This window comes from Larkinella arboricola (genome assembly GCF_003259745.1).
Lineage (GTDB): Bacteria > Bacteroidota > Bacteroidia > Cytophagales > Spirosomataceae > Larkinella > Larkinella arboricola.
This window is the reverse complement of record NZ_QLMC01000003.1, coordinates 745,650-763,390: the sequence shown is the minus strand read 5'-3', so window position 1 is coordinate 763,390 and position 17,741 is coordinate 745,650. Positions and strand designations below refer to the sequence as shown.

General features: G+C 51.5%; 20 protein-coding genes. 6 read left to right on the top strand and 14 right to left on the bottom strand.

Annotation, left to right across the window (positions count from 1 at the left end; translation table 11 throughout):
* Positions 1-18: 18 nt before the first annotated feature.
* Together accD and LX87_RS14550 are read left to right on the top strand one after the other, a co-directional pair.
* Complete coding sequence (gene accD / locus LX87_RS14555) at positions 19-861, top strand: acetyl-CoA carboxylase, carboxyltransferase subunit beta (RefSeq protein ID WP_111628954.1); 843 nt, start codon at positions 19-21, stop codon at positions 859-861.
* 6 nt (positions 862-867) lie between these two features.
* Entirely contained in the window at positions 868-1,845 is a 978-nt protein-coding gene (locus LX87_RS14550; RefSeq protein WP_111628953.1) for a radical SAM protein, read from the top strand.
* Between the two features lie 12 nt (positions 1,846-1,857).
* Here the strand turns inward: LX87_RS14550 and LX87_RS14545 are convergent, their stop codons facing one another.
* On the bottom strand, positions 1,858-2,961 hold the full coding sequence (locus tag LX87_RS14545; RefSeq protein ID WP_111628952.1) for a T9SS type A sorting domain-containing protein: 1,104 nt from the start codon (positions 2,959-2,961) through the stop codon (positions 1,858-1,860).
* Positions 2,962-3,080: 119 nt separating this feature from the next.
* Here LX87_RS14545 and LX87_RS14540 point away from each other — a divergent pair, with 119 nt between their 5' ends.
* Positions 3,081-3,899 carry an enoyl-CoA hydratase-related protein gene (locus tag LX87_RS14540; RefSeq protein ID WP_111628951.1) on the top strand — a complete coding sequence of 273 codons (819 nt, stop codon included), beginning with the start codon at positions 3,081-3,083 and terminating at the stop codon, positions 3,897-3,899.
* 4 nt (positions 3,900-3,903) lie between these two features.
* On the opposite strand, the gene LX87_RS14535 is transcribed toward LX87_RS14540, so the two are convergent.
* From LX87_RS14535 to LX87_RS14490, 10 genes are all read right to left on the bottom strand, one after another.
* Complete coding sequence (locus LX87_RS14535; protein ID WP_111628950.1) at positions 3,904-4,365, bottom strand: nuclear transport factor 2 family protein; 462 nt, start codon at positions 4,363-4,365, stop codon at positions 3,904-3,906.
* On the bottom strand, positions 4,362-4,568 hold the full coding sequence (locus tag LX87_RS14530; RefSeq protein ID WP_111628949.1) for a PLDc N-terminal domain-containing protein: 207 nt from the start codon (positions 4,566-4,568) through the stop codon (positions 4,362-4,364). The genes LX87_RS14535 and LX87_RS14530 overlap by 4 nt, the downstream gene beginning before the upstream one ends.
* Positions 4,569-4,638: 70 nt before the next feature.
* Positions 4,639-5,979: a xylose isomerase gene (xylA, locus tag LX87_RS14525; RefSeq protein WP_111628948.1), complete on the bottom strand. Its 1,341-nt coding sequence runs from the start codon at positions 5,977-5,979 to the stop codon at positions 4,639-4,641.
* Between the two features lie 179 nt (positions 5,980-6,158).
* Positions 6,159-7,502 (bottom strand): acetyl-CoA carboxylase biotin carboxylase subunit, encoded by a 1,344-nt coding sequence (gene accC / locus LX87_RS14520; RefSeq protein ID WP_111628947.1) that lies wholly within the window; start codon positions 7,500-7,502, stop codon positions 6,159-6,161.
* Between the two features lie 106 nt (positions 7,503-7,608).
* A complete protein-coding gene (accB, locus tag LX87_RS14515) occupies positions 7,609-8,088 on the bottom strand; it encodes an acetyl-CoA carboxylase biotin carboxyl carrier protein (RefSeq protein WP_111629211.1) in 480 nt (159 codons plus the stop codon).
* A gap of 105 nt (positions 8,089-8,193) precedes the next feature.
* Positions 8,194-8,757 (bottom strand): elongation factor P, encoded by a 564-nt coding sequence (gene efp, locus LX87_RS14510; protein WP_111628946.1) that lies wholly within the window; start codon positions 8,755-8,757, stop codon positions 8,194-8,196.
* Positions 8,758-8,887: 130 nt separating this feature from the next.
* A complete protein-coding gene (locus tag LX87_RS14505) occupies positions 8,888-9,874 on the bottom strand; it encodes a beta-ketoacyl-ACP synthase III (protein ID WP_111628945.1) in 987 nt (328 codons plus the stop codon).
* 129 nt (positions 9,875-10,003) lie between these two features.
* Complete coding sequence (gene plsX / locus LX87_RS14500; RefSeq protein WP_111628944.1) at positions 10,004-10,942, bottom strand: phosphate acyltransferase PlsX; 939 nt, start codon at positions 10,940-10,942, stop codon at positions 10,004-10,006.
* Positions 10,943-11,123: 181 nt separating this feature from the next.
* Positions 11,124-11,318 (bottom strand): 50S ribosomal protein L32, encoded by a 195-nt coding sequence (rpmF, locus tag LX87_RS14495; RefSeq protein ID WP_111628943.1) that lies wholly within the window; start codon positions 11,316-11,318, stop codon positions 11,124-11,126.
* 80 nt (positions 11,319-11,398) lie between these two features.
* Positions 11,399-11,950, bottom strand: a complete 552-nt coding sequence (locus tag LX87_RS14490; RefSeq protein ID WP_111628942.1) for a YceD family protein — start codon at positions 11,948-11,950, stop codon at positions 11,399-11,401.
* Positions 11,951-12,063: 113 nt separating this feature from the next.
* Between LX87_RS14490 and LX87_RS14485 the strand changes: the two genes are divergently transcribed.
* Positions 12,064-12,720, top strand: coding sequence for a phosphatase PAP2 family protein (locus LX87_RS14485; protein WP_229310662.1), 657 nt, complete (start codon positions 12,064-12,066; stop codon positions 12,718-12,720).
* A gap of 294 nt (positions 12,721-13,014) precedes the next feature.
* Positions 13,015-14,301, top strand: coding sequence for an anthranilate phosphoribosyltransferase (locus tag LX87_RS14480; RefSeq protein ID WP_111628940.1), 1,287 nt, complete (start codon positions 13,015-13,017; stop codon positions 14,299-14,301).
* Position 14,302: 1 nt separating this feature from the next.
* Here the strand turns inward: LX87_RS14480 and mog are convergent, their stop codons facing one another.
* On the bottom strand, positions 14,303-14,839 hold the full coding sequence (mog, locus tag LX87_RS14475; RefSeq protein ID WP_111628939.1) for a molybdopterin adenylyltransferase: 537 nt from the start codon (positions 14,837-14,839) through the stop codon (positions 14,303-14,305).
* Positions 14,840-14,935: 96 nt separating this feature from the next.
* Between mog and LX87_RS14470 the strand changes: the two genes are divergently transcribed.
* Complete coding sequence (locus tag LX87_RS14470) at positions 14,936-16,585, top strand: ArnT family glycosyltransferase (protein WP_111628938.1); 1,650 nt, start codon at positions 14,936-14,938, stop codon at positions 16,583-16,585.
* A gap of 18 nt (positions 16,586-16,603) precedes the next feature.
* On the opposite strand, the gene LX87_RS14465 is transcribed toward LX87_RS14470, so the two are convergent.
* Both LX87_RS14465 and LX87_RS14460 read right to left on the bottom strand, forming a co-directional pair.
* Positions 16,604-17,044, bottom strand: coding sequence for a carboxymuconolactone decarboxylase family protein (locus tag LX87_RS14465; protein WP_111628937.1), 441 nt, complete (start codon positions 17,042-17,044; stop codon positions 16,604-16,606).
* Between the two features lie 65 nt (positions 17,045-17,109).
* Positions 17,110-17,685: a Crp/Fnr family transcriptional regulator gene (locus LX87_RS14460; protein WP_111628936.1), complete on the bottom strand. Its 576-nt coding sequence runs from the start codon at positions 17,683-17,685 to the stop codon at positions 17,110-17,112.
* Positions 17,686-17,741 lie beyond the last annotated feature (56 nt).

Here is a 17,741-nt window from a genome sequence, read left to right as displayed (position 1 = left end):
ACTGGAGACTGACACCCTATGTCGTGGTTTATCCGTAAAGAAAAAGGCATCAATACACCGACCGAAATGAAGCGCGAAGCGCCGGACGGTTTGTGGTACCAATGCCCGAATTGCAAGAAAATTATGCACTCGCGGGAACATAAGCTTAACGCTTATACCTGCGTACACTGCAATTACCACGAGAAAATTGGTTCGGATGCCTACTTCGCGCTGCTTTTCGACGACGGAGCGTTTACGGAACTGGATGCGAACATGACCTCCGCCGACCCGCTGAAGTTTGTCGATACGAAGCCCTATCCGGAGCGGGTGAAAGCCAGCATCGCGAAAACCAACCTGAAAGACGCGGTTCGGTCGGCTTACGGAAAGATGAATGATCTGGATGTAACCGTGGCCTGTATGGATTTCAACTTCATTGGCGGCTCGATGGGCTCGGTTGTGGGCGAGAAAATTGCGCGCGCCATTGACCATTCCCTGAAAACCCGGACACCGTTCCTGATGATCTCACGCTCGGGGGGCGCCCGGATGATGGAAGCCGGTTATTCGCTGATGCAAATGGCCAAAACGTCGGCCAAACTGGCCCTGCTGGCGAACGAAAAAATACCGTATGTTTCGCTGCTCACCGACCCAACCACCGGGGGGGTTACGGCTTCTTTCGCGATGCTGGGTGATTTCAACATCGCCGAACCGGGTGCGTTGATCGGTTTTGCCGGGCCGCGCGTCATTCGCGAAACCATTGGTAAAAACCTGCCCGAAGGTTTCCAGAGCGCCGAATTTGTTCTTGAACACGGTTTTCTGGACTTTATTGTTGACCGCAAAGACCTGAAAGAAAAGCTCACGGCTTTGTTTAAAATGTTGCAGTAAAAGCTCATGCGCCTTGTTTCCCACCCCGTTTTGTGCAATTACTACGTTACATACCGCTGTAACGCGAGTTGTAGTTTTTGCGACATCTGGGAGCGTCCTTCGCCGTATGTGACGCTGGAAAACGTGCGCGATAACCTGCGGGATCTGAAGCGACTGGGCGTTCGGGTAGTGGATTTTACGGGGGGCGAACCCTTGTTACACCGCCAGCTCGACGAACTGCTTCGTGAAGCCAAAAACCTCGGTCTGATCACCACCATTACCACCAACGGTCTGTTGTATCCGAAATACGCAGAACGGTTACGTGGTTTGGTTGATATGCTGCATTTTTCGCTGGACTCGCCGATTGCCGAGGAACACGACCAGTCGCGGGGTGTCAAGTGTTTTGACAAGGTGATGGAATCCATCGCCCTGGCCCGGCAACTCGGCGAACGACCGGATATTCTGTTTACGGTATTTGAGCACAACGTTCACCAGATCAAACAACTGCACGAAGAAATCTGCCTGCCCAACAATCTGGTGCTGATTCTGAACCCGGTTTTCGAATACAATGAGGTTGAAACCGGAGCAGGGTTTTCGGAGAAGTCGTTGCAGGAAATGACGTGGTGGGGCAAGCAGAAGAACGTGTACATCAACGATGCGTTCATTCAGCTTCGGCGCGATGGCGGCAATCACGTCGAAGACCCGGTTTGTCTGGCAGGCAGCACCACGCTCGTCATTTCGCCCGAAAATAAACTGGTGTTGCCCTGTTATCACCTTGGTCTGAAGGACTTTCCGATTGAGGGCAATTTGTACAATCTGTACCGCTCGGAGGAAGTGCAGAAGCTGGTGGCGCTGGAGGGGCGGTTGCCGGGCTGCGAAGGCTGCGCGATCAATTGCTACATGCAGCCTTCCTTTGCAGTGGAAATGAACCGGTACTGGTGGAAAGCTCTGCCGAGCACTCTGAAATACAACCGCATCAAAGGAACCTGGAAACAGCTATTTTGATTGGTGAAAAACCTACCGTTTAATTACTTTAGTTGAATAAACCCGTCCGCGTGCTGATGTCCTGATCAGATACAAACCCGGCGCCAGTTTTTCATGGCCAAGGGCCTGCTCAATTTCCAGCACTGCCGTTCGGGTGGTGGTTTCCTGCATCAATCTGCCCTGACTGTCCAGCAACTGAAAGGTGGCGGTAGTGGGTGTACGGCTTTTCATCCTTACCAGAAAACGGTTTTCCGATGGGCTTGGTGAAACCGTAACGGTTAGCGCTGGCTCGTCGATTCGTTCTTCTACGGCCGTTAGTAAACCCCGTTCGAGCACCGGTTCATAGGGTGGAATCGCGTCTGGATTACCGCCCGGCTGATCGACCACGCGGGTTACCATATCGAAAACCGTCGTGCTAATGCGTTGCCCGTTTCGCCACTCTTCGGCCACTACCGCAAAATTATACAGGCCGACTTCCGTCGGCGCATCCCAGGTAACCAGTCCAGTTTTAGGGTCAATTTTAAACGTTCCTTTGCGTGAAACATCGTTCGGGAAAACATAGTCGGGCAGTTGCTGGCTGCTTTTCTGGCACTCCCCGTTCCGGAGCCGGATGACGTAATGTGCCACACTGTCGCCGTCGGTATCCGTTGCCAGAAAGTTGTAAACCGCTTTCCGGTTGACCGGCACGGTCAGGCTCTCAGGAACCGGGCCCTGAAAAACCGGCAGGTTATTGACAACGGTTGACGAAAAAGTAGTTTCCAGATAAAACGGTGTCTGAATGGAATTGGGCAGGTTATTCACTTCAGAACGATTGGCAATCTGTACCGATACGGTATAGGTCCCGGAACCCGTCCCGCTATAGGTATGCCGGATTTTATAGATACTCCGGATGATACTGTTCCCAACCCGCAGTTGAGCCTGCCGTGGCATCGCTATAGGGCCCGCACCATCGCCTGGGCAAAGTTGAATAGGATCAGTTTGATCATTGCCACCGGTATCATTCATGTATAGATTCACGGTAAATTCAAACGTGAGCGAACCCGAAACCCGTTCCGCCTGGATATACCCTCCTATTAGGTGCGTACTGAATACCGGAAACCCGCTCAGCATCAGCAACAACGTAGCAACTTTTTTCATAGCGAAAGAGAATTGGCGGAATGAAAAACGGGCTTGATCATGTATTGTTGAAACGGAAAACGCAATTTTGTAGTATTACATCCGGCGGCCATTCGTTCGGATTATTTATCTGAAAGATAATGCTTTACACCTCCCAACAAACGGTCAGTTTTTCAACATATACGTTCCGACATTTGCGGGCAGAACTGAACGATCATGTGCTGACGCTGACGCTCGACCGACCGGAAAAGAAAAACGCCCTGAACCCGACCTTGCTCAACGAACTGGCGTTTGCGCTGGCTTACGCGCATTACGAAAAGGATGTCTGGCTGGTGGTTCTGGCCGCGGTGGGCGATGTGTTCTGCGCCGGGATGGATCTAAAAAGCCTGTCGGCAGGTGAGTGGGGAGAGGAAACCGTTCCTCCGCCGTCCGGCCCGGTCCGGCTGGCGGAGTTATTGGCGGGTCTGCACAAACCGTGTCTGGCCCGGGTGCAGGGGGCGGTCTATGCCGGCGGTTTTCTGCTGATCGGCGGTTGTACGCACGTCATTGCAGCCGATACGGCAACCTTTAGTTTGCCGGAGGTAAAACGGGGGTTATTCCCCTTTCAGGTGATAGCCAGCCTGATCGAAATTATGCCCGCCCGGACGGCCCTGGATTTGTGCCTTCGCGCCCGGACGCTATCGGCGACCGAAGCACTAAGAATCGGCTTGGTGACGGAAGTTGTTTCGCCCGATGACCTGGAAAAAGCCGTTGAACGGTTAGCGGAAGAACTCAAACAGTATTCGCCCACGGCCATGCAATTTGGTCTGCGCGCCTTTCAACAACTGAAAAGCCTGCCTGTGGATCAACAACAGGCCTTTCTGTACGAGCAATTCCAGCAGATTCAGCAAACTGCCGATGCCAGGGAGGGCATGACGGCGTTTCTGGAAAAGCGAGCGCCAACGTGGCGGGGTGAGTAAGGAGTTACTTCAAATCCGGGCAGCCTTCCCGCCGGCGGGTATCGATAATCGACAGGATTTTCCACCCGTCCTGCAATTTCACCAGTGTGAATACATTCACCCCGCAATGGCTTTTCTGGCCGTTGTAATAAAAGACATACGGAGTCCAGGCAATAGCCAGTTCGGCATCGATCTTTACGTCGTACGCAGAAAGCCGTTCGTCGAGAACACCCGGTTTTTGCTTACCAACCGACGTTATAAAACCAGCAATGGACTCATTCCGCACACTGGCGAGGCCGTCTTTGTTTTTGACAACACTCTGTAGCGATGCCCCCGGTACAAAAACGGCTTTGAAAAGCGTGGTATCGGCTTTCCGCATACCGTCGAACATCTGGGTAATGGTGGCCCGAACGGCTTTCTCGTCGTCGCTTTGCGCAAAAGCCGCAGCCAGCGGGGCGAACAGGAGAAGAAATAAAATGGATTTCATGCGACACGTTGCCTGCGTCCGATCAGGGCGTACAGAAGAGCGCCGACCGTATTTAAACATAACACCACGATAACCCAGATCAGCTTGTCGTAGGAGCCACGAAAATCGCTGCGCAGAATGTCGATCAGTGCGATAACCGGGATAACAAAAGCCAGTAAAAGAAGCAGGAGTTCGATGCCTCCTAGGCTAACGAGAGCAATCATGGTTCACGACGGTTTATGAATTCGTTAAAATAGTGCTACGACCGAAAGCCGTAGCACCTGTAATCGGCTTCTAAATATACTGATTAATAATCATTTCGTACAATTCCTGCTTACCGCTGATCTGCTTTGGTTCGCCGTTGGTCAGCGCATAGTCACGAAGATCTTCGAGCGTCAGTTCGCCTTTTTCAAAACGGGAGCCTTCACCGCTATCGAAGCTGGCATACCGGTCGGTGCGCAGTTTTTTGTACTGCGATTTGCCCAGGATGGCTTCGGCCACGATGGCGGCCCGGGCAAAGGCGTCCATCCCGCCGATGTGAGCAATGAAAATATCTTCCAGGTCGGTGGAGTTCCGGCGGGTTTTGGCGTCGAAGTTGACCCCGCCCGATTTCAGGCCGCCCGCTTCCAGAATCACCAGCATGGCTTCGGTCAGTTCGTAGAGGTCCATCGGAAACTGGTCGGTATCCCAGCCGTTCTGGTAATCACCCCGGTTGGCGTCGATGCTGCCGAGCAGGTTGTGGTCGGCGGCCACCTGTAATTCGTGCGCGAAGGTATGGTTTGCCAGCGTTGCGTGGTTGGTTTCCAGGTTCAGTTCAAAATCATCCTGCAAACCGAATTTATTCAGGAAACCGATGACCGTAGCCGCGTCGAAATCGTACTGGTGTTTGGTCGGTTCCATGGGCTTCGGCTCAATGTAGAAGGCTCCTTTAAAACCCTGCTTGCGGGCGTAATCGCGGGCCATCGTCAGAAAACGGCCGAGGTGTTCCTGCTCCCGCTTCATGTTTGTATTCAGCAGGGACATATATCCTTCACGACCGCCCCAGAAGGTATAGCCGGAGCCACCCAGCTCAATGGTGGCATCAATGGCGTTCTTCACCTGCCAGCCGCCGTGCGCCAGAACGTGAAAGTCCGGGTTAGTGGCTGCGCCGTTCATGTAACGGGTATGCGAGAAGAGATTGGCCGTTCCCCACAACAATTGAACCCCGCTGGCCTGCTGCTTCTGTTTCGCGTAATCGACGATCTTCCGGAAGTTGCTTTCAAATTCAGAATTGGAATTGCCTTCGGGGGCTACATCCACGTCGTGGAAGCAGTAATATTCCATCCCCATTTTCGTAATAAACTCAAAAGCCGCATCCATCTTTTCGTAGGCAGCCGCCATCGGGTCGGCGTTGGCATCCCACGGAAACTGTTTAACACCCGGTCCGAATGGGTCAGCGCCGGTTCCGCAGAACGTGTGCCAGTAGGCGACGGCAAACCGGAACAGTTCGTTCATGGGTTTGCCCAGGATGGAGCGGTTTGCGTCGTACCATTTAAACGCCAACGGATTATCGGATTCGCGACCTTCGTAAGGAATAGGGTCCTTGACAAACGGGAAATAGGTTTTGTCGCCCAGCGTGAGTTTCAGTTTTGACATGACAATTTTAGATTGGAAAATTAATACTTCAAAAGTCCACTTCTCTCCAGTAGATACAAGCGGGAAGAGAAATTGTTAGGGAAAAAGCCTGGGTAAGAAATAAATACGCATAAAAAAGCCGGAAACTGAAAACAGCTTCCGGCTTAATAGTTACTCACGGCGTATAGCCTGTGGGTGCGTTATAAGGTACTAAAGTCAAACCCTTCCAGGAATGAGGTGTTGAACTGACCCGACTGGAATTTAGGATCGTCCATCAGTTTGATGTGGAACGGAATGGTGGTTTTGATGCCTTCGATAACAAATTCCTGCAACGCCCGCTTCATCCGCGTGATGACCTCCTCGCGCGACTGGCCCGATACAATGACCTTAGCAATCATTGAGTCGTAATTCGGCGGGATGGTGTAGCCGCTGTATACGTGGCTGTCGATCCGGATGCCGTGGCCACCGGGGAAGTGCAGGTTTGTGATCTTACCGGGGGATGGCCGGAAATTGTTGGCGGGGTCTTCCGCGTTGATGCGGCATTCCATGGCGTAAATTTTCGGCGTGTAGTTCTTGCCCGAAATCGGCGTTCCGGCGGCTACTTTGATCTGCTCCTTGATCAGGTCAAAATCCGTTACTTCCTCCGTAATCGGGTGTTCTACCTGAATCCGGGTGTTCATTTCCATGAAATAGAAGTCGCCGTGCTTGTCAACCAGGAACTCAATGGTTCCGGCCCCTTCATACCCGATGGCCGAGGCCCCTTTGATAGCCGCTTCTCCCATGCGTTCCCGCAGTTCGGAGCTGATGATCGGCGAAGGCGTTTCTTCGACCAGTTTCTGGTGCCGACGCTGGATGGAACAATCCCGTTCCGACAGGTGGCAGACTTTCCCGTATTGATCTCCGACAATCTGAATCTCGATGTGGCGGGGTTCTTCAACGTATTTTTCGAGATACAACCCGTCGTTGCCAAAGGCGGCTCCGGCTTCCATGCGGGCGTCGAGCCAGGCTTTGTCAAATTCGGCTTCGCTTCGGATAATCCGCATACCGCGGCCCCCGCCCCCGGCTGTCGCCTTAATAATGACGGGGTAGCCCATTCCGGCTGCCAGGCGTTTCCCTTCATCTACCGATTCCAGCAGGCCATCGGAACCCGGGATAACGGGTACACCAGCAGCTTTCATTGTGGCTTTCGCCGTCGCTTTATCGCCCATTGCATTGATTTGCTCGGCGGTAGCTCCAATGAACTTGATACCGTAATCGGCGCAGATTTGGGAGAACTCCGCGTTTTCGGACAGAAAACCGTAGCCCGGGTGAATGGCGTCGGCGCTGGTTACTTCGGCGGCTGAAATGATGTTGGGAATATTCAGGTAGGATTGGCGGCTGGGCGGAGGACCGATGCAGACGGCTTCGTCGGCAAACCGTACATGCAGGCTGTCACGATCGGCGGTCGAATAAACCGCTACGGTCTTAATGCCCATCTCGCGGCACGTCCGGATAATCCGCAACGCAATTTCGCCCCGATTGGCGATAAGTATTTTTTTAAACATATTTTCTGAATGAGCAAATGAACGAATGAGTGAATGAGTGAATAGTTTTGCCAGAAGCAGATCCCTGCGAACCTATTCACTCATTCACTCATTCGCTTATTCACCATTAAACAGGTTCGACAAGGAACAATGGTTGGTCATACTCAACCGGCGTAGCGTTTTCAACCAGAACTTTAACGATACGGCCGGCTACTTCAGACTCGATTTCGTTGAAGAGTTTCATCGCTTCGATAATGCACACGGTTTTGCCGGGCTTCACTTCGTCGCCTACTTCCGCAAAGGGAGCTACGTCTGGGCCTGACGAGCGGTAAAACGTACCGATCATCGGTGATTTAATGGTCAGGTAGTTCGACGTATCCGCTTTGGGAGCCGGGCTGGCGGGTGGTAGCGCTGGAGCCGAAGCGGCTGGCTGGGCAGCGGGCGCGGCTGGCTGAGGAGTCGGCTGGGCAGCCGGCTGGCTGGGGGCAACCGAAGTCTGGCCATACCGTTTTACGCTCAGCTTCAGTTCGTTGGTCTCAATGTTGACCTCATCCAAGCCCGACTGGGCGATGAAATCAATGAGGTTCTGAATGTCTTTCGTGTCCATCTCTTTTTGAATGATGACCGGGTCGCCGGTGCGACGATGAATGATGAACGAGGGGGGAGGGGGTAAACCGTCTCCCGCTTTATTCATCATTCATCATTCTTAAACTTATTTTACTCGTTCAACGTAATCGTACGTGCGGGTATCGACCCGGATTTTGTCACCCTGTTCGATAAACAGCGGTACCATAATGGTGGCACCGGTTTCCACTTCTACTTTCTTTTTGGGGCTGTTAGCCGTATCTCCCCGAATACCCGGCTCGGCGTAGGTCACTTCGAGTTCGACGAAAGGCGGCATTTCGCAGGTCAGTGGGGTTTCTGTTTCGGCGTTGATCAGAATTTCAACCTCCTGGCCTTCCTTCATTAAATCGGCCGTATCAACGAGTTTATCCGTCAGATTAATCTGATCGAACGTTTCGTTGTCCATGAAGTTATAACCCGCTTCGTCTTTGTAGAGGTATTGAAACTTCCGACGCTCTACGCGTACCGGGTAAATTGTTACACCCGCATTGAATGTATTATCGAGTACCTTGCCTGACGTAAGGCTTTTCAATTTCGTCCGAACGAATGCTCCGCCTTTTCCGGGCTTAACGTGTTGAAATTCTACAATTTGAAACAGGTCGTGGTTAAAATTAATCACAAGTCCGTTCCGAAGATCTGCGGTCGTTGCCATAATTTCTGAACTATGATTACACTGATTTTAAGGATTATCCTGAATGGCGATTACCCGTATTTCGGCGGTTTCAATGATCGGTTTATGAATCATATTAAATCTGAAATCGGCGTAATGTTGGTTCAGATAATCAAATTGCCCATTTTAAATAAACCGCTCCCCACGTGAATCCGCCACCAAAAGCGGCCAGAATCAGGTTGTCGCCTTTTTTCAACTGTGATTCGTAGTCGAACAGGCAAAGCGGTATGGTTGCTGCGGTGGTATTGCCGTATTTATGGATATTCAGCATGACCCGGTCCATACCCAGGCCCATGCGGTTGGCGGTGGCTTCAATGATGCGTTTGTTGGCCTGATGAGGCACCAGCCAGGCAATATCGTTACCGGTCAGCTGGTTGCGCTCCATAATTTCGGCGGAGACGTCGGCCATATTTTTGACGGCAAATTTAAAGACCGATGGCCCATCCTGGTAAACGTAATGCCAGCGTTTGTCGATGGTTTCGTGGGTGGGTGGGTAACGGCTTCCGCCCGCTTTCTGAACCAGGTGATTCTGGCCCGAGCCGTCGGAGCGAATGATGGAATCGTAAATACCGTAGTTCTCGGTGGTGGGCTCCAGCAGAACGGCACCGGCTCCGTCGCCAAACAGGACGCACGTGGTTCGGTCGGTATAATCGATGATAGACGACATTTTATCCGCTCCTACAACAACGACTTTTTTATACTTCCCGGTCTCAATAAACTGAGAGCCAATGGTTAAAGCATATAGAAATCCTGAGCAGGCAGCCTGAATATCAAAACTACCGACGGCCCGGATACCGGTCATGTCGCAGATCAGATTGGCCGTAGACGGAAATACGTAGTCGGGAGTCGTGGTGGCACAAATCAACAGTTCAACCTCTTCAGGCGTAGTACCCGTTTTGGCCAGCAGCCCTTCAACGGCTTTGGCCGCCATGTGCGACGTACCCAGTCCTTCACCTTTCAGAATATGCCGTTCTTTAATACCGGTGCGGCTGGTGATCCATTCGTCACTGGTATCCACCATTTTCTCCAACTCCGCGTTGGTCAGGATGTAGTCCGGTACATGGCCGAATACGCCCGTAATTGCCGCTTTATTGTTCATACGCGGGGATACAATCGATTTGGTAGACAAAAGAGGATAGACGTGTGACAAGGGAGCCGGGGCGTGGTAACATAAATAATTGAGTGTCGCAGGTCCTTTGTCTCATGTCTTTGATCGCTTGTCTTAATTTCAACTTAAAGCCTGTGCAATTTTTGTATAGGCGTTGGATTCTACCTGCCTTTTCGCCAGGTTAAGCATATTCTTAATGGCCAGGGGCGACGAGATGCCGTGGGCAATAATGACGTTGCCATTAACACCAACGATGGGGCTGCCGCCAACCGACTCGTAATTCGTTTTATCGATGAAGTCGTGTTTCAGGCCCAGTTCTTTGGTGATCTCGTACAGCGACTCGCCCATTTTGAACAGGATGTTGCCGTTAAAACCGTCGGTTACGATGACATCGGCTTTGTCGCGGAAAAAGTCGACGCCTTCCATGTTGCCGACAAAATTAATTTTTTGGCTATTCTTTAGCAATTGATAGGCGGCCTGCGCTACCAGCGAACCTTTCTGTTCTTCTTCGCCGATGTTCATCAGGGCGACGCGCGGTTTTTCAATGCCAAAGGTATACTGGGCGTAGATCGAACCGATTTCGCCGAATTGCAGCAGCATCTCCGGCTTGCAGTCGGCATTGGCACCAATGTCAACCATAACGGCCGAAGCGCCACTCAACTGCGGAACGAATCCGGCAATGGCGGGCCGCAGAACGCCTTCGATGGCCTTAATGCTGAAGAGGGCCCCCACGTGCATGGCACCGGTATTTCCCGCACTGCAAAAGGCGTCTACCGATTTGTCACGTAAAAGTTTAAACCCAACTCCGATGCTGGAATTGGGTTTTTGCGAGAGCGCCTTCGTGGGGTGCTCGCCCATTTCGATCACATCTTCGGCATGAACAATTTCCACGCCGGAGCCAGCATAGTCATATTTTCGAAGAAGATCTTCAATTATCGGCTGTTGGCCCACCAGTACGATGGTAACGTCACTCGGTAATTCTTTAGTGGCCATCACGACTCCTTCCACAATAGCATCCGGAGCGAAATCACCACCCATAGCGTCGACTGCGATTCTCATTGAACCAGGTTTGGGTGCGCTGAATTGGAAAACAAACGTGTAAAAATACTAGTTGCCCGGCAATAAAAAAGTATTTCACGTTCATCCGGTGCAGATTCCTGTGAAATACTTGTTAACCCCAACCTCCTGATAGAAGTTTTCGATATGCTGGAAAAAGCCCCTACAGGGGAGGGATAAACCGTTAGGCCGTTGGTGCGTAATTTTCGATAACCATCTTACCCTTGTAATACAGGTTACCTTCAAATACGTGTGCTTGGTGACGAACGTGGATTTCGCCCGTTGTTGCGTCAAAAGACAGTGCCTTCGCGGTCAGTTTATCGTGTGATCTACGCTTGTCCCGACGGGTGCTAGAGTGTCTGCGTTTGGGATGTGCCATAACTTTATTGGATCAATTGTCAGTCTAATCTTGTCATTTCTCCGGTTGCCGGATTGGCCCGGAAGCGATAACAAATGGAATTAATTATTATTCAGTTTTCGTAATGCTTCCCAACGGGGATCAATGGGCGGTTCGCTGGTTTCGTCATCCGGATTTTCGGCCGACGGCTCCGAACGGTATACCACCTTACCCTCCTGCTCTTCATCCTCGTTGGCTTCTTCTTCACGAAAACGAGGATGCAATTTTTTCATCGGCAATGACAGCACGATAAAATCAAACAGGTACCGTGCAATGTTGATTTGCTGCGTATCCCACAGGATCAACTCAATTTCGTCAGTCAGCTCTTCCGCGTGGTCGGCATATTTCAGGAATAATTGCTCCTGAATATCGAGCGGCTCATCGAAAGAGTCCAGACTCCGGTCGCAAATCAATTCCACCGTACCGTGGATATGGAAATTCAACAGAATCATGGACGACGACTTGGTTAAAACCAGGTGCGTCTTGAATGATCCGTGCTGAATTAGCTCCTGTTCCAAAGCCTCAAAAAACGCATCGCCGGATTCAAAGTCAAACTCGTACGATTTGTTTTCCAGGCTACTGATTTGGATGTCGTATTTTTGCAGCTCCTTCACGCTCTTCTCAAAATAGTCCGCAAAGTTACAAACTATTTCTGAACCATAAAAGATTAGCAGGTAATTTACAGCCTACTGCGCTTTAATTTGTCTGCTTTTTAATTTTGTACCCTATGAATATACTTGCCCGAAACCGCTCGTTTTTTTTCGTTTATCTGAGTGCCTTTATTCTCGTCAGTATAGGGATGCTGACTTACAGCAAGACGGAGCTGATGCAATGGGTCAATGCCCACCACACACCCAGTGCCGATGTGTTCTTCCGCAATGTGACGTATCTGGGCGATGGAGCCTTTGCCGTCATCGTTACCGTGGCGCTGGCGTTCTGCTCGTTTCGCTTTGCGCTGATGGGGGCTGCCTCCTTTCTGCTTTCTACCGCCATCGTCCGGGTGCTGAAACAGCTGGTTTTTGCGGGTTCCCTGCGGCCGTTGAAGTATTTTGAGCATTCGGACTGGCAATACCGGGTCATCGAAGGGCTTGATATTCATAGCTACAACAGTTTTCCATCGGGGCATTCTACCACGGCTTTTGCCATTTTCTGTCTGCTGGCTCTACTCGATGAACGGAAAAGCCGGGGTTGGTTCTGGGCTTTGATGGCCATCATCACCGCTTATTCGCGGGTCTATCTCTTCCAGCACTTTGTCGAAGATGTCTACGTGGGCTCCATCATCGGGACGGTTTCATCGGTTGTCGTCTTTTTGCTTCTAAGCCGGTATTGGGACCAGCACCCGAAAACCTGGCATAGCCGACGTATCCGGTTTCGGCGTTCCTGAAACCCTATTCTTATTTTTTCTTAAAATAATTACATAGGAGCGGTAAATAGTCGGATAGACGGCCTTTCACCTACGAATTACGTTTATCTTATTAACCCTATTTTAACGCGTCTTGTAATTATAGCCGGTAATTTTGTGAAATATACTTTTTTCAAAAAAATAAATTGATAGAATAGTTATATGCCAATAAATAATTGGTATTTATTGAAAATACTGCTTAAATATTATAAGGTTTTTCGGTAAGCTATCGCTCTTTTTATAAATTCGGCTGTAATTCCAAGGTGACCATTGCTTATGTATCAACCGCAATCCCTCGCCGATCCTACCGCAACTGCGCTGGGGCGGGGTATTCAGCATATCGGAATCGGTAAGCAAAATAGCCGTCCGCTACCGCCCGCTCTGGTGGAAGAATGCCGCCAGATTCTGCTGTCGGATCAGGCCGATCCTTTGCAGAAAGGGGCTTTTTTGGGGGCTCTGCTGGCGAAAGGCCCTACCCCGGAAGAACGGTCACTGGAACTGATTTTTGGGAAAGATGCTTTTCTGAATCCCGCCTTTTTCATCAATAAAGTTTGTCCTGATTTACCCACCAGTCTGTTCCCGATTGCTACAAAGCTCCTGAAAGGCCACATGCTCCGTTCGAGCGAAGCGCATCAGTTGGGCAACTTCCTGTTTCTGAACGATGATTGTGAGACGTTCAAAGGCATGGCGACCAGCATTTTGCGCGTACGAAACGAAACCAACGACGAATATAGGGGGCTGTACAATGCCGCCATGGAAACCATTACACCCGGTTTTCGGCAGTTAAGCTGTATGGACCGGCCGCTGGTGCAGATTGCCGAACCGTTCGACGGGGTTGAACATACGTACCTGATTACCCCCCTGCTGGCCCATTTTTTCGAACAGCGCGGCTACGGTGCCCTGTCGGTCGTGGGCCGAACGCCGGGCCCGAAATATACACTCAACGCCCACGATCTTTATCTGTATCTGGGGTGTCAGATGTTGCAGAGTAACCACGAAATCAATACGCCACCGGAACCGTTTGGCTGGGTGCTCGATCAGAAAGCACTCTCGCCCGCCCTGAATCGCTGGGTTGATCGCCGTCGGGTTATCCTGAAACGCCCGTTCCTGTCGACGCTCGAACGAATCCTGAATCCGTGCAGCGCCCGCATTCTGGTCACCTCCGTTTTTCAGGTAAAGTCTCAGATAAAAATGGCGGAACTGGCGCTCATGGCCGGTTTTGATGCCGTTATTGTTCTGAAAAAGGGACTGGAAGGCAGTCTGGCCCCTTCAACCAGCCGGGGCAGCGGTATTTTGTGCGCCGTCCGGACGGCCCGCGGGCATCTTTTCTATCAGCATTTCGACTCTGAACTCCCGGCCTTTGCCGAATACCGCACCGACGGCGACGATATTGTAACGAATTTGCAGGTGAACGAGAATGCCCGGCTGGTCCGCGATTTTATGAACAACGAGGAAACCGGCAACGAGGATTTCGACAACCGCGTTTGTCTTATGCAGGCGCTGCTGGGCCGGGGAATGGACTGGATCGAGGACCAACTGGACGGCCTCGGCAATCAATTATAAATCAGCTTGCTTTGGGCCGGAAAACCTTCATCACGTCTTCGTGCGTGGTCAGGTAGGGGCCGCCGATCAGGTCGATGCAGTACGGGATGGCCGGAAACACCACCGACAGGCATTGCTCAATAGCCGTGGGTTTACCGGGTAAATTCAGTATCAGGGTCTGGTTACGAATACCGGCGGTCTGGCGGGATAAAATAGCCGTTGGTACGTATTTCAGGCTTTCCTGCCGCATCAGTTCGCCAAATCCCGGCAGCATTTTCTGACAAACGGCTTCGGTGGCTTCCGGGGTTACATCACGCAGGGCCGGACCGGTCCCGCCTGTCGTCACCACCAGGCAGCAGCCTTCCGTGTCGGCCAGTTCGGTCAGGGTGGCTTCCAGTTGGGGTTGTTCATCAGGAATGACGCGGTACACGGGTTCCCACGCGCAGTTGAGGTATTTCGTCAGCAAGCTGACTACGGCTTTGCCGGGAATGTCTTCGTAAATGCCTGCGCTGGCCCGGTCGGACACGTTAATCACGCCAATGCGAATTTGGGTTGCCATCAGAAGAAGCCTTGGTAAGATGAAGCCGCAAAGATACACGCTGCCGCACTACCGAACGGGGAGTTTCCGTACTTTTGCGAAATCAATCCCAACGCTATGCCCCAAATTCCGTCACGCTTTATTCCCTTGTTGATTATTCTGGTCGGCGCCTTGTTTTATTTCCCGTTTCTGGGCCGCGTTCACCTGTTCGATTGGGACGAAATTAACTTCGCGGAATCAGCGCGGGAAATGATGGTGACGGGCAACTACACCCGGGTTCAGATTAATTTTCAGCCTTTTTGGGAAAAACCGCCTTTGTTTTTCTGGTTGCAGGTGCTGGCGATGAAGGCATTCGGCATTGGCGAGTTTGCCGCCCGTTTTCCGAACGCGGTGGTGGGCATCGCAACCTTGCTGGTGCTGTATTCAATCGGTAAAAAACTCGTCGACGAACGGTTTGGGCTCCTGTGGGCGCTGGCTTATTTCGGCTCCCTGACGCCCCACCTCTATTTCAAAACCGGAATCATCGACCCGACGTTTAATCTGTTTATCTTCCTGAGTGTCTGGTTTATGGCGCGGACGGTGTCGGCTTACGGCACTTCTAAAGCAATCGGGCAGGCGGTATTGTCGGGCTTGTTTGTCGGGCTGGCGGTGCTGACCAAAGGTCCGGTGGGCGGTTTGCTGCTCGGCCTGACGTTTCTGATCTATTGGGCACTTCAGCGGTTTCGGCCCATCCTGAGTTTTCTGAACGGCCTGACCTTTTTCGCCTGTGCGCTGGCGGTGGCTTCCGTCTGGTTCGGTCTGGAACTGATCAAGAATGGCTGGTGGTTTTTCGAAGAATTTATTCGCTACCAGATTCGCCTTTTCTCGACGCCCGACGCCGGGCATCAGCAGCCGTTTTACTACCATTTTGTGGTCATCCTGCTGGGGTGTTTTCCCATGTCGCTGCTGGCGATTCGCGGTTTTTTTCCGAGTTCAACCGAGGGCCAGGCCGAGGCAACGGTTTTCTTCCGGCGCTGGATGGTCATTCTGTTCTGGGTGGTCATGATTCTGTTCTCCATCGTCAAGACCAAGATTGTTCATTACTCGTCGATGGCCTGGTTTCCGGTTTCGTACCTGGCCGCTACGGTTTTGTACGGCTATCTGAAGGGGCAGTTAAACTGGAACCGCTGGCTGACCGTCGGTATCGCCGTTATCGGTGGCGTATTGGGTCTGCTGATTGCCGCCTTACCGCTGGTGGGCCTGAATGCCGCTGAGCTTATTCCGCACATCAAAGACCGTTTTGCAGCCGCTAACCTGACCGCGCCGGTTGAGTGGGCGGGGTGGGAGTGGATCATCGGAACGGCTTATGGGCTGGCCATTGCTGCGATTCTGTGGTTTCGGCGGACGCAGCCCATCCGGAGCGTCGTGGGTTTATTTCTGGCCACACCGTTGCTGCTGTGGTTTGTGTTGCCGACGATTGCTCCCAAAATAGAACGGTATACGCAGGGAGCGGTTATTGACTTTTACGAAGCCAAACAGGGGCAGGATGTCTACATCGAACCCATCGGGTATAAAAGTTACGCCCACCTGTTCTATTTCCGGAAACAACCGCCGACCAACCCCAACAGCTACCGCGAAGATTGGCTGATGAACGGGCCAGTTGATAAACCAACTTTTTTCGTAACCCGTAACATCAACATCGACCAGTACCGTTACAATCCGAATCTGGAGATTATTCGGGAAGAGGCCGGTTTTGTCTTTCTCCGCCGGAAGCCGGTTTTCAAGTGATAAAATGGCCCTTCGGGTTTATTTACCCACTTCCAGACGCGTACTGATGGCAATCCGGTTCCAGGCGTTGATGGTAACAATGGCCATAATGATCTGCGCCAGGTAGTGGCTGTCAAACAGTTTTTCGGCTTGCTGATAGACGCTATCCGGTACACCGGCCTGATGAATAAGGGTGACTTCTTCCGTCAGCGCCAGAATGGCTTTTTCCTCTTCGGTAAAGAGGTCGGTTTCTCGCCAGGCGTTCAGCAAAAAGATGCGCTGTGTGGTTTCGCCGTCTTTAAGGGCTTCCTTTGTATGCATATCGATGCAGAAAGCGCACCCGTTGATTTGGGAGGCCCGGATTTTAATCAGGTGTTTATGCGTTTTGGTGAGTTGGGCGGTTTGCAAATACCCTTCTAACCCCAGCATCGCTTTATAAGCCTGGGGCTCAACGAACTGAACATTGATTCGCTTTTCCATTGTATACGCTGTTTTGATGGTGGAATAAAAGTAGACAGCGGCTCGCCGGAAAAACTTAAACTGGTTTAAGAACGCTTTTTCTTCCTGATTTCACTAAGGTATTCGGGTGTAAAGCCCAGAAATGACGCCAGCAGATACTGCGGAACGCGCTGGATGAAGTCAGGATACCGGTCATTGAAGTGGTGGTAAAGCTCCTCGCGCGAAAAGTCGTATAGGTATTTAATCCGGAGTTGAGCCGCAGCGTAGGCTTTCTGATAAACCAGCCGGAAATACCGTTCGAATTGGGGAAGCCGGGCGCAAAGCTGCTCCTGTGACTCGAAATTAATGGCCAGCACCTCGGTTTTTTCGACGGCCTGAATGTAAAAATCGGAGGGGCGTTGCTGCTGGAAAGCCATGTTGTCCGTCATCCACCAGTTTTCAATGGCAAACTGCGTGGTATGTTCGACGCCTTTCTCATTCACAAAAAACATACGCAGGCAGCCTTTCAGGACAAAGTAATTGGCTTGACACACCTGCCCCTCTTCCAGCAGATTTTCTTTCTTGTTCAGGGTGACGGGCCTAAAATAACGCAAAATCGTCGCGCGGTCTTCGTCGGGTACGTTTACGAATCTAGTCAGGTGGTTGATTAAACGTTCTGGCATGTCGGTGAGTGGCCTGTTCAAGAAAGAACCCGTAATGCAGAAATATACACAGGTTT